Below are 12,215 nucleotides of genomic sequence, written 5' to 3'. Positions count from 1 at the left end.
GGCCATTGGCGGTGGACAGGTCCAGTGTCACCGACTTCAGCGTGTAGCCCTCGGGCGCGGTCAGGCCGACGCGGAACACGTTCGGGTCGAACTGGCTGGCGGTCTGGCCGTCGGCGGTGGCCGTCACGTGCACGGTGCCGGCGCCGAACGAGGCCTGGGCTGCGGCGAAGTTGGGTTTGGTGTCGTGCGCACGGGCCGTCGTCTTCAGCACATGGCTGACTTGCTTCGGCGTGAGCTTGCCCGGACCACCGGCCTTTTCGATCACCAGCGCCGCCACTGCGGCAGCGTGCGGCGAGGCCGCGCTGGTGCCGAAGAAGTTCGGGAAGGTGTCGGCGTCTTCGGCGGTGTCGCTGATGAAGAAGCTGGTGTTCACGCCGTCGGGCGCGCCGAGGTCAGGCTTGCGGCGCACCTCGGGGGTAGCCAGGCGGTTGCCGCTGGCGTCGAAGTACATCGTCGACGGGCCAGGCGACGAGAACGACTCGGGCAGGTAGTCCTGGAACCAGGCGAACGCTGCGACACCGTTGGTGCCGGCGGCCGAGTTGTGGCCGAAGGTGATCGGCGTGGTGTAGTTCAGGTACTCACCGCTGACGACGCTGCCGAAGGTGACGAAGCGCACCTGGTCGGCGGTCGGCGCATCGGTCGTCGTGTCGGAGCGGACGACGACGATCTGGTAGGTGCCGGCCGGCACCTGCACCGCCTCGATCGGCTGGTCGGTCGAGAAGTTGTCGTCCGCGGAGACGGCGGCCAACTGGTCACCGGCGGCGTTGTAGACGTACAGGTCGTAGTCGGTCGACACCTTGCCGGCGTCGAACGGATCGTTCCACTGCAGCACCAGCGTCGAGGTGGCGCCGAAGGTGATCGTGCGCGACACGTCGATCGTCTTGCCGTCGGAGGCCAGGTTGTGGAAGCCGCCGTTCGACGAGCCGGCCGTGATCAGCGACAGGTCGACAGTCTGCGAGCTCGTGCGCGCCGTTGCGTCGTCGACCTTGTTGAAGCCGGCGAGGTAGCCCATCGTCGAGCCGCGGTTGCCAGCTGAGGCGAAGTAGGGCACGCCCTGCGCCACCACCTCGTCGGCCGCCTTGGCGACGATGCCGTCCGAGAACATCGGCTCGGTGTAGTAGATGACGTCGTCGACGATCACGTCGGCCTTGCAGGGGCCGTTCTTGTCAGCCAGCTTGCGGATGTTGTCGGCAAAACCGACCTCGCCGTTGAATGCGGTGGCAAAGCACAGCTTCGCGGCGGGCGCCAGATCGTGCACGATCTGCATCATCGCGCGGCCTTCGTCGGCGCCACCAGCGGCGTCTTCGATCAGCACCACCGGTTGGGTGTCACCGTCCGGGTTGCCGGTGCCGGGCAGGTCGCCGTTGGTCACGTCTTGCGCAGCGTGCGTGCGCGCACCTGCCGACATATCGAAGCTGTCGGACATCACGCCCACCGTGACGCCGGCGCCGCGGATGCCCAGCGCGTTGACCTGGTCGGCGCGCACGGTGGCGGCTCCTTGCGAGGTGACCTGGCCTGCGTCAGCCACCGGCGCGGTCGACAGCATCACCGACTTCACGCCCGGCAAGCCGGCCAGCGCCTTGGCCTGGGCCACTGGCACGAAGGCGGTGAAGACGCCGTGGCGGTAGTTCGAATTCGCCGCCACCGATTCGGCGCCCAGCTTGCGGGCCGCGGCTTGCAGGCGGGCCAGCGGCACCTGGCCGTCAAGGTGCACGTTGACGCGAACGCGGCCCTGCTTGTCTTGCACTGCCAGCGCAGTGCGGGCGCGGTTGCGCTCTGCTTCGCGCGAGGCAGGCTGCATGCCTTGTTGTTCGACCAACTCGCGCAGGCCCAGGCCCAGGTTGCCCTGCGGTTGCGGACGGGCGTGGGCCGCGCTCAGGCAGGCGAGCGCGACGCCCGCGGCCAGCGCAGTGCGCGTCCAGATGATCGAGCGCGCGGCGGCGCTGCGAGGTGTACGGCGGTATCCAGTCATGAGTCAGGCTTTCCTAGTCATCCATCACGTCGCATCCCGATCGGGGCGACACCCAAGGCGTTGCGTTATGCGCATGCCCACCGAGCGGGGATCTTGCACCACGGTGACGCCCGGCTTGGGGTGTATCCAGTCGTATTGACAGAAGTTGATGGATGGAACCACCACCGCTCAAACGTGGCAGTTCAGCGGCAACCCGGCAGGCGGAGCTGCGCCTTAGTCCGGCTCGATCCTCGCGGCGCGGATGACCTCACCCCAGTGCTTGATCTCGCTGGCCAGCAGCGCCTTCAGCTCGTCTGGCGTGCCCGCCTGGGCCTTCACACCCAGGTCACGCAAGCTGTTGCGCACAGCCGGTTGGCGCAGGGCTTCGGCCGCGGCGCGTTGCAATCGTTCGATGGCGGCGGGGGGCGTGGCTGCGGGCGCGGACAACGCGTTCCAGCTGTCGACCAGGTAGGCGGGCCAGCCCAGCTCGGCCACTGTCGGCACCTCAGGCCAGAGTGCGAAGCGCTGGGCGCCCGTCACCGCCAGCGGCCGCACGACCTTGGCGGTGACCTGCGGCAGCAGCGGACTCAAGATCTCGAACGCTAGATCGACCTCGCCCGAACGCAGCGCATTGACCACTGCAGGCGAGCCTTTGTACGGCACGACGGTGGCGCTGATGCCAGCCATCGCCTTGAACCACTCGGCCGCCAGGTGCTGCGTGCTGCCGACGGTGATGGTGCCGATGGTCAGCTTGCCAGGGTGACTGCGCGAAAAGGCGAGCAGGTCGGCCAGCGTTTTGAAGCGCGAATCGGCGTTGACCACCAACGCGAGCTCGAAGAAGCCCAAGGTTGAGATCGGCGCGAGATCACGTTGAACGTCGTACGGCAGCTTTTTGACCAGGTGCACGCTGACGGCCGAGGCATTGCTCATCAGCCGCAGCGTGTGGCCATCGGCGGGTGCAGAGAGAACGGCTTGCGTGGCAACGATGCCGCCGGCGCCGGGGCGGTTGTCGACGATGATCGGCTGGCCGAGTGATTCGCCCATCACCTTGCCGACGGTGCGGGCAGTGATGTCAGCGACGCCGCCGGGCGCGAACGGCACGATCAGGGTGATGGGCTTGCTCGGGAATGTGCTTAGTTGTCCGAACCCCAGGAGGGGCCAAGCGGATGCGGCCAACAGGCAACTGCGACGGGTGAGTCTCATGTTCATGTCGGTTGTTTAACTGGCTGCATGCGACGGTCGTGTGTGGGCGCGAGGCCCGGGGCGCGTTCGGCGGCTCCGCTCGCGGGGACACCGAATGCGCTGGCAATCGTCCAGCGGTTGGTAGCGTCTCTTCTTGCGGTGGTTGGGGCGACCGCGAATGAGAGCCACCACCGCCCGCACCCCGAGCCTCACACCCCGGGCACCTGGGGGGCATGCCACGGCGTGCCATGCCCATGACGGCGCCTGTAGGGTGACGGTGGTGTTCCCGGGCGCCGGCCTCATTCGCGGTCGCCCCAACGAACCCAGGCACCACGGGGTTGATAGAGATGAGCTGCATAGGCCGCCCACAGTGGCCCGCGAGCGGCCGGCGACCGGGGGCACCGCCGYCACCCTGCCGCCACCTCCTTCGCAAGCATGCCGCACAAACGCAACGCAACGCGACGTGCCGACGTCACCCCCCGTTCAACTGCTGTTCCAACTGGTGCAGCACCCGATAGCAAGGCAGCACCTGCGCCACGCTGGCATTGGGTTCGCGGCCTTCGCGGATAGCCGCGAAGAACTCGCGGTCCTGCAGCTCGATGCCGTTCATCGAGACATCGACCTTCGACACGTCGATCTTCTCGTCCTTGCCGTTGAACAGGTCGTCGTAGCGGGCAATGTAGGTGGCCGTGTCGCCGATGTAGCGGAAGAAGGTGCCCAGCGGCCCGTCGTTGTTGAAGCTCAAGCTCAGCGTGCAGATCGCGCCGTTGGCCGCCTTCAGCTGGATCGACATGTCCATCGCGATACCGAGCGTCGGATGGATGGGCCCCTGGATCGCGTTGGCCTGCACGATGGGGCTGCCGCATTGGTACGCGAACAGGTCCACCGTGTGCGCCGCGTGGTGCCACAGTAGATGGTCCGTCCAGCTGCGCGGCTGGCCCAACGCGTTCATGTTCGTGCGGCGGAAGAAGTAGGTCTGCACATCCATCTGCTGGATGTTGAACTCGCCAGCGGTGATCTTGTTGTGCACGAACTGGTGGCTGGGGTTGAAGCGGCGCGTGTGGCCGCACATCGCGACCAGCCCCGTCTCGCGCTGCACCTGAACCACCTCTTCGCCCGCGGTCAGCATGTCGCACAGCGGGATCTCGACCTGCACATGCTTGCCGGCCTTCAGGCAGGCAATGCTTTGCGCGGCGTGCATCTGCGTCGGCGTGCACAGGATGACCGCATCGACCTCGGGCAGCGCGAGGCTGTCTTCGAGTTCGGTGCTGACGTGGGCGATGCCGTAGCGGGCGGCGACCTCTTTCGTTTTGTCCAGCTCGCGGCTGACCAGCGACACGACCTCAACGCCATCGATGTTCTTGATGCCGTCCAGGTGCTTGATGCCGAAGGCACCTGCGCCGGCCAGTGCGACGCGAATAGGTTTCGCACTCATGCGTGGTTCTCCAGAATCAGGTGGCCCACGGCGGTGTTCGATGCGGGCACATGGTAGAAGCGGTGCTTCACCGTGGGCTTCGGCCCGCCGTTGATGTCGGCCATCGCGCCCCGCGCAATCAGCCACATCACCAGCTCGATGCCTTCAGAGCCGGCCTCGCGCACATAGTCGATGTGCGGCACTTTCGACAGACCTTCGGGGTCATCAATCAGCCGATCGAGAAAGGCGTTGTCCCACTCGCGGTTGATCAGGCCCGCACGCTGGCCCTGCAGCTGGTGGCTCATGCCGCCCGTGCCCCAGATCTGCACCTTCAAATCGGTGTCGAACGATTCGATCGCCCGGCGGATCGCCTGGCCCAGCATGAAGCAGCGTCGGCCTGAAGGCACCGGGTACTGCACGACATTGACCGCGAAGGGGATCACCGGGCAAGGCCAGGCTTCAGGCTGGTCGCACATCAGCGACAGCGGCACCGTCAGGCCATGGTCCACGTCCATCTTGTTGACGATGGTCAGGTCGAAGTCGTCCTGGATCACGCTCTGCGCAACATGCGCGGCCAGTTCGGGATGGCCGATCACGGTAGGCACCGGGCGCGGGCCCCAGCCTTCGTCGGCGGGCTTGAACTCGGCTGCGCAGCCGATCGCAAAGGTCGGGATCATCTCCAGGCTGAAGGCGCTCGCGTGGTCGTTGTAGACGAGAAAGATGACGTCGGGCTTCTCGTTCTTCAGCCACTGCTTCGAATACTCGTAGCCCTTGAACACCGGCTGCCAGTACGGGTCGGCTGTCTTGCCGAGGTCGAGCGCCGCCCCGATGGCGGGCACGTGCGAGGTGTAGACGCTCGCGGTGATCTTCGCAGCCATTACTTCTTCTCTCCGCTCTTTTCGCCGATGAGGCGATTGCCCTCAACCGATCGGCCACCGGCCAGCATCATCGCGGCGTACTCTTCCTGCGTCATGCCGGTCATGCTGGCGGCCATGTACTGGAAGCTCTTGCCGTCGGTGGCACCGATCTTGGCTAGGAAATAGATGTTGCCGCCGGCGGCGATGCAGCGGTTCAGGTCGCGCGTCAGCACGCCTTGCTTCTGCTCTTCGGTCATCGCCCATTCGTCGAGGTAGGCGCGCTCATTGGCCTTGAAGCGCGCGCGATTCTCGGGCTTCATCAGCGACATGCAGAACTGGTTCAGCCAATAGCCTTTGCGCGACTGCTCGGCGTCGAAGATGGTCGTGCCGGGCACGTCCTGGTAGGGTTTGTTCAGGGCCATCGTCAGCCTTTCAATTCGTCAGGCCAATACAGGCGCATCGGGTTGTCGACCAGCAGTTTGCGCTGCAGCTCGGCCGTCGGCGCGATATGGGGGATGAAGTCGACCAGCAGCCCGTCGTCGGGCATGTGGTCCTTCAGATTCGGGTGTGGCCAGTCGGTGCCCCACAGCACCCGGTCGGGGAAGCTCTCGACGATGCGGCGGGCAAACGGCACGACGTCGCGGTACGCCGCCTGCTCGCCGTTCATCGCTTTCGGCCCCGTCACGCTCAGCCGCTCGGGGCAGCTGACCTTGCTCCAGACATTCTGGTGCTCGCGCATGAACCTGACGAACAGTTCGAACTCGGGGCCGTCGATCGGCTTCGTCACATCGGGCCGGCCCATGTGGTCGACGACGATGGTGGTGGGCAATGCGGTGAAGAAATCCCACAGCTCGGGCAGGTCAACCGCCTCGAAGTAGATGACGACGTGCCAGCCTAGTTTGGCGATGCGGCCGGCGATCTCCAGCAGCTCGTCCTTGGGCGTGAAGTCGACCAGGCGCTTGACGAAGTTGAAGCGCACACCGCGCACGCCGGCTGCATGCAGCTCCTGCAGTTCGTCGTCGGTGATGCTGCGGCGTACTGTCGCCACGCCGCGGGCGTGGCCGTTCGAGGCGATGCAGGCGTYGACCATCGCGCGGTTGTCGGCACCGTGGCAGGTGGCCTGCACGATCACGTTGCGGGCAAAGCCCAGGTGGTCGCGCAGGGCGAACAGTTGCTGCTTGCTCGCGTCGCAGGGCGTGTACTTGCGCTCGGGCGCGAAGGGAAAATCATCGCCCGGGCCGAACACGTGGCAGTGCGCGTCGACGCTGCCGGTTGGCAACTCGAAGCGAGGCTTGGTCGGGCCGGCGTACCAGTCCAGCCAGCCTGGAGTCTTGTCGAATGGCATCTCAGTCTTTCTTCTTCAATTGGCCGAGGATGCGGTCGGCTTCGATTCGCCAGTCAGGGCTGCGGGCGAAGCCTTCGATGTCTTTGGCGCCGAACAGGCCCGCATCGGCCAGGTCAGCGACCCAGGCCTGTCGCTCGGCCGTGCCGGCGGCGCTCCACGGTTCGAGGCCGGCTTCGCGCACTGTCTGGGCGACCTCGCGCACCTCTTCGCTGCGGCGCCGGCCATGCTCGATCACGCGCTGGAAGAAGTAAGCGGCCTGCTTCTCCCAATCGATGCCGGGAAAGGTCTCGCGCAGCGAGGCGATCACCGCGTCTTCGACGCCGTAGTGACGGGCGGTCGTGAAGCTTTCGATCACCATCGCCTCCAGGCCCTTGATCATCACGCTGCGGCACATCTTGGTGGCCGAGGCCACGCCGAGTTGTTCACTCGCCACCTGGGCAGCGAAGCCGAGCGCGTCGAGCATCGGCGCCAGCGCCGCCGCATCTGGCCCACCCAGCAGCAGCGGCACCTTGATGCGGTAGGGCGGCACACTGGTCATCACCGCACCTTCGACGTAGCGCCCGCCGCCCGCATTGACGAGTGTGGCGGCGCGTTGTTTCGCTCCCGGCGAGGCCGAGTTGACGTCAAGAAAAAAGGCACCCGGCTTCAGCGCAGGCGCGCAGGCTTGTGCCACCGGCACCGCCTGGCTGGCGGTGACCGCACTGACGATGAAGTCGCTGCCGGCAGCCAACTCGGTGTGCGACGCTGTCAGCTTCACGCCGTGCGCCGACGCGTGGCCCATCAACGGCCCGGCGCTCTCGGCATGGCCGAGCTTCAGGTCGCAGGCGTTGACCGCCACACCTTGTGCGCGCAGGTCTTCGGCCAGGATGCGGCCCACCTCGCCGTAGCCGACGAGGCCGATGTGCCATTGCTTCGCGTTCATACGTGCCTCCGCCGTCATCGCGGCGCTGCGCAGCACCCCCGGAAGGGAGCTAGTCGAGTGATACTTTGGCGCGCTTGATCACGTCCGAGTACTTGACTGACTCCGACGCGATGAAAGCACTGAACTGCTCGCGCGTCACCGGAAACGTCTCGTAGCCGAAGTTGGCATAACGCTCTTTGATGTCGGGCTCGGCCAGCGCGGCTTCGATGTCTTTCTGGATCTTGTCGGCCACAGCTTTCGGCAGGCCCTTGGGCGCTGCGATCGTCGTCCAGCCCGTTACCTCGTAACCGGCCGGGCCGCCCGACTCAGCGACCGTCGGCACATCGGGGAAGGCCGGGTGGCGCTTCGGCGCCGTGACGGCGATGAACTTCAGCTTGCCCGAGCGTTGCAGCGGGCCGGCAGTGGCCAGCGAGCCGAGCGCGAAGTTCAGCTCGCCGTTGGCGACACTGGTGTAGAGCATCGACGTCTCTTTGTAGACGATGTGCTGCATTTCGGTGTTGGTCATCGATTCGAGCAGCGCCGAGCCCAGGTGCACCGGGTTCCCGATCGACCACGAACCGTAGTTCAGCACGCCGGGGTGCGCCTTGGCGTCCGCCACGATGTCGCCCACCGTCTTGTACTTGCTGGTGACCGGCACGCCGACGAAGAAGTAGGTCCGGAACAGCGGCGTGATCGGCTCGAAGTCTTTCACCGGGTCATAGGGCAGCTTCTTGAACAGCGACGGGTAGGCCACCAGGTGCACGTTGTCGAGCTGGATCAAATCGGTGCCATCGGTGGCGCCGCGCTTGAAGGCATCGATCGCGAGGAAGCCGTTGGCACCCGGCTTGTTCTCGACGATGACAGGCTTGCCCCACTTCTTCTGCAGCTTCTCAGCCAGCACACGCAGGACCGCCTCCGGCCCCGCGCCGGCCGGGAACGGCGTGAGGATGCGCACCGGCTTGGTCGGCCAGTCTTCGGCCTGCGCCGGCAACGCGGCAAACAAGGCCGCGGCTGCGGTCAGCGCCAAGGCGGCGCGGCGGTTCATCGTTCTCATCTTTTCGGTCTCCATCCACAACAGGTCGTCAGTCAATCAATCGATGTAGCGCAGCCCGGCTCGCTCGAGCGGCTCACGCATCTGGTACATGTCCAGGCCCAGCACGCCGCTGGCCAGCTTGGTGCGCTTCTCGCCTTCGAAGCTCTCGCGTTTCTCGGCGGCGTCAGCCACTTGGCTCGCGATCGCAGCAGGCACGACGACCACGCCGTCGACATCAGCGATCACCACATCACCTGGGTTGACGACCGCGCCGGCGCAGACGATGGGCACATTCACCGAGCCCAGCGTCGCCTTGATCGTGCCCTTGGCGTGGATCGCCTTGCTGAAGACTGGGAAGCTCATCTTCTCGAGCTCGGCCACGTCGCGCACGCCACCATCGATCACCAGACCCTTGGCGCCGCGCGCCTGGAACGAGGTGGCCAGCAGGTCGCCGAAGAAACCGTCTTCGTTGTCGGTGGTGCAGGCCGCCACGGCCACATCGCCCGGCTGCAACTGCTCGGCGGCCACGTGCATCATCCAGTTGTCGCCCGGTTGCAGCAGGATCGTGACGGCAGTCCCGCAAATCTTCGCGCCGGCGTAGACCGGCCGCATGTAGGGCTTCATCAGTCCGACGCGGCCCATCGCCTCGTGGATGGTCGCGACGCCGAACTGCGAAAGCTTCTCGACTGCGGCCTTGTCTGCGCGCTCGATGCGACGCTTGACGACGCCCAACTGGTTCATCGGCAGGGTGCTCATGCTCACTGTCCTTTCTTCTTCAGTGCAGCGTCTAGCCGCGTGAACACGCGTCGCGCATTGCCTTCATAGACCTGGTGCTTCTGTTCGGGCGTCAGGATCTTCGAGGCCTCGATGTAGCGCTTGGTGTCGTCGTAGTTGAAGCCGGTCTCAGGGTCGATGCCGCGCACCGCGCCGATCATTTCGCTGGCGAACAGGATGTTGTCGACCGGGATCACGGTGGTCAGCAAATCGATGCCGGGCTGGTGGTAGACGCAGGTGTCGAAGAAGATGTTCTTCAACAGGTGCTCTTGCAGCAGCGGCTTCTTCAGCTCTTGCGCCAGGCCACGGAACCGACCCCAGTGGTAGGGCACCGCGCCACCGCCGTGCGGGATCAGGAACTTCAGCGTCGGGAAGTCCTTGAACAGATCAGACGTCAGGCATTGCATGAAGGCGGTCGTGTCCGCATTCAGGTAGTGCGCGCCGGTGGTGTGGAAGCACGCGTTGCAGCTGGTGCTCACGTGGATCATGGCTGGGATGTCGTACTCGACCATCTTTTCGTAGATCGGGTACCAGTGCCGGTCAGACAGCGGCGGCGAGGTCCAATGTCCGCCGGAAGGGTCGGGGTTCAAGTTGATGCCGACGTTGCCGTACTGCTCCACGCACTTCACGAGTTCGGGGATGCAGGTTTTCGGGTCCACGCCCGGCGACTGCGGCAGCATCGCGGCGGGGATGAAGTGGTCCGGAAACAGTTGCGAAACGCGGTAGCAAAGCTCGTTGCAGATCGCGGCCCAGGTCGACGAGGTCTCGAAATCACCGATGTGGTGGGCCATGAAGCTGGCGCGCGGCGAAAAGATCGTCAGGTCTGAGCCGCGCTGCTTCATCAGCTTCAACTGGTTGGCTTCGATCGTCTCGCGGATGTCGTCGTCGCTGATCTTCAGGTCCGAAGCTCGGGGCGCTTTCGACGGATCCTTCAGCCCGGCGATCTGCAGATCGCGCCAGGCACCCAGCGCGGCCGGCGCAGTGGTGTAGTGGCCGTGAACGTCGATGACGAGGCTCATGCGGTGTTTCCTTTCCAGACGCTGGCGGGCACCAGCACTTCGCCGCGCATCAGCAGGCGGGCGGTGCGCAGTAGTGCAGCCTCAGTCACGTTTTGAGGGTTCGATGGGTCGGTGGCCAGCGACACGCTGAACTCGCCGGTTGGGTGCTCGACCGAGACCTTCTTGGTCGAACCTTTCGGCATCACCGCGACGCCGTCGCAGACCGAGCCCTCGAGCACACAGGCAGTGCCGACGGTGACCGCTGCCAGCACGCCGATCGCGTCGTGGCAGACATGGGGGATGAAGCTGCGTGTTGTCAACGCACCCCCGGCACGCGGCGGTGCAATCAGGGTCATCTTCGGGTAGGGCTTGTTTGCGACATCACCCAAGCCCATACGGCGCGACACTGTCAGACGCAGCGCTTCGATCTTCGCCTTCAGGTCGGTGTCGGCATTCAGTTCGGCCACGCTTTCGTAGCCACTGCGACCGATGTCCGTTGCCTTGAAGATCACCAGCGGCATGCCGTTGTCGATGCAGGTCACATCGAGCGTGAAGCTGGCGAAGCCGGCGCCTTCGACAGTGACGGTGTCGCGCACGCGGCCGGTGGGCAGCAGGCCCGAGCAGACCGAGCCGGCGGTGTCGAGAAAATTGATCGTGATCGGTGCCGAGGTGCCGGGCGCACCGTCGATGCGAGCGTCACCTTCGTATTCAACCCGGCCACCGGGCGTGTGCACGGTGATGTCGCAGGCCATGTCGGTGTTCAGCGTCAGCACGCGAAAGGTGCTTGTCTCACCTTGAGCCTCAACCATGCCGGTTTCGAGCGCGAAGGGCACGACGGCGGCGAGCATGTTGCCGCAGTTGGGGGTGGTGTCGACCGTGCTCTTGTCGGGCTGCAGTTGCGCGAACAGAAACTCGAGGTCGACGCCGGGGCGAGTACTTGTCGAGACGATGCCGACCTTGCTGGTCAAGGGGTGAGCACCACCCAGGCCATCGATCTGGCGCTTGTCGGGCGAGCCCATCGCTGCCAGTAGCACCTTGTCGCGGGTGGGCAGGTCAGCGGGCAGGTCGCTGGCCCGGAAGAACGGCCCCTTGGAGGTGCCGCCCCGCATCAGCAGGCAGGGAATGGCGGTTTGAGGCATGGGCGCTGTGTCCGAGGCAGTGGGGTGCATTCTCGGAATCGGCGGCCATGCCGGCTAGGTTGGGTGGGAACTAGCAGCTATCTTTGTTTGGCATGGAGTGGGCGAGTGGAACTGCTGACGTCGGTCTGCGTGGCGGCCGGACGGGGCGGGCCCGGGCGATCGTTAGACGTTCGCCCAAACCCACCCCGACCGTCCGCTGTGCACCCAGGGTGGCAGGCAAAGGCGCGCCAGGATCAACCGGGTGGCCAGCCGAACGCGATGCCATGCCACCGACGGCGGCAGCGAGGGGAGGGGGCCGTCGTGAGGAGCGTCTAACGTGAGGAGGGATGGGCCCCCTCTCCTCGCCGAAACGCGCCAGCGGTGCGAATCGCCAGGCTGCTTACTCCGTCAGCAACCCCTTGCGCTCGATGAACTCGATCACCTCGGCCATTCCGGCTTGGGGCTTCAGGTTCGGTAACACGAATGTCGCGACTGGAATTGCAGACGGGTGGACTGCGCACGGGACCGCGAGGCGGGCGGACGGGGCGGGCCCGGGCGATCGTTAGACGCTCGCCCAAACCCACCCCGACCGTCCGCTGTGCACCCAGGGTGGCAGGCAAAGGCGCGCCAGGATCAACCGGG

General features: G+C 65.7%; 11 protein-coding genes. All 11 read right to left on the bottom strand.

The window, feature by feature from the left end:
- Nucleotides 1–1,972 (bottom strand): S8 family peptidase (locus AC1DYI_RS15380; protein ID WP_477204998.1); only part of this gene is annotated, 1,972 nt, incomplete at its 3' end.
- 213 nt (nt 1,973–2,185) lie between these two features.
- Nucleotides 2,186–3,052, bottom strand: a complete 867-nt coding sequence (locus tag AC1DYI_RS15375; RefSeq protein WP_477204997.1) for a tripartite tricarboxylate transporter substrate-binding protein — start codon at nt 3,050–3,052, stop codon at nt 2,186–2,188.
- A 553-nt stretch (nt 3,053–3,605) separates the two neighbouring features.
- The gene (locus tag AC1DYI_RS15370) at nt 3,606–4,568 is read right to left on the bottom strand and encodes a Gfo/Idh/MocA family oxidoreductase (protein WP_477204996.1); all 963 of its coding nucleotides are present in this window, start codon (nt 4,566–4,568) and stop codon (nt 3,606–3,608) included.
- On the bottom strand, nt 4,565–5,425 hold the full coding sequence (locus AC1DYI_RS15365) for a class III extradiol dioxygenase subunit beta (protein WP_477204995.1): 861 nt from the start codon (nt 5,423–5,425) through the stop codon (nt 4,565–4,567). The genes AC1DYI_RS15370 and AC1DYI_RS15365 overlap by 4 nt, the downstream gene beginning before the upstream one ends.
- Nucleotides 5,425–5,826 (bottom strand): protocatechuate 4,5-dioxygenase subunit alpha, encoded by a 402-nt coding sequence (gene ligA / locus AC1DYI_RS15360; RefSeq protein ID WP_477204994.1) that lies wholly within the window; start codon nt 5,824–5,826, stop codon nt 5,425–5,427. The genes AC1DYI_RS15365 and ligA overlap by 1 nt, the downstream gene beginning before the upstream one ends.
- Before the next feature lie 2 nt (nt 5,827–5,828).
- Nucleotides 5,829–6,749 carry an amidohydrolase family protein gene (locus tag AC1DYI_RS15355; protein WP_477204993.1) on the bottom strand — a complete coding sequence of 307 codons (921 nt, stop codon included), beginning with the start codon at nt 6,747–6,749 and terminating at the stop codon, nt 5,829–5,831.
- A 1-nt stretch (nt 6,750) separates the two neighbouring features.
- A complete protein-coding gene (locus tag AC1DYI_RS15350) occupies nt 6,751–7,671 on the bottom strand; it encodes an NAD(P)-dependent oxidoreductase (RefSeq protein ID WP_477204992.1) in 921 nt (306 codons plus the stop codon).
- Nucleotides 7,672–7,720: 49 nt separating this feature from the next.
- Nucleotides 7,721–8,719 (bottom strand): Bug family tripartite tricarboxylate transporter substrate binding protein, encoded by a 999-nt coding sequence (locus AC1DYI_RS15345; protein WP_477205000.1) that lies wholly within the window; start codon nt 8,717–8,719, stop codon nt 7,721–7,723.
- A gap of 21 nt (nt 8,720–8,740) precedes the next feature.
- Complete coding sequence (gene ligK, locus AC1DYI_RS15340; RefSeq protein WP_477204999.1) at nt 8,741–9,424, bottom strand: 4-carboxy-4-hydroxy-2-oxoadipate aldolase/oxaloacetate decarboxylase; 684 nt, start codon at nt 9,422–9,424, stop codon at nt 8,741–8,743.
- A gap of 17 nt (nt 9,425–9,441) precedes the next feature.
- Entirely contained in the window at nt 9,442–10,476 is a 1,035-nt protein-coding gene (locus AC1DYI_RS15335) for an amidohydrolase family protein (RefSeq protein WP_477204991.1), read from the bottom strand.
- A complete protein-coding gene (locus AC1DYI_RS15330; protein ID WP_477204990.1) occupies nt 10,473–11,594 on the bottom strand; it encodes a 4-oxalomesaconate tautomerase in 1,122 nt (373 codons plus the stop codon). Before AC1DYI_RS15330 ends, AC1DYI_RS15335 begins: the two co-directional genes overlap by 4 nt.
- Between the last annotated feature and the right edge of the window lie 621 nt (nt 11,595–12,215).

The organism is Ideonella sp. P3_A4, from assembly GCF_056403075.1.
This window is presented reverse-complemented; position numbering and strand designations above follow the sequence as displayed.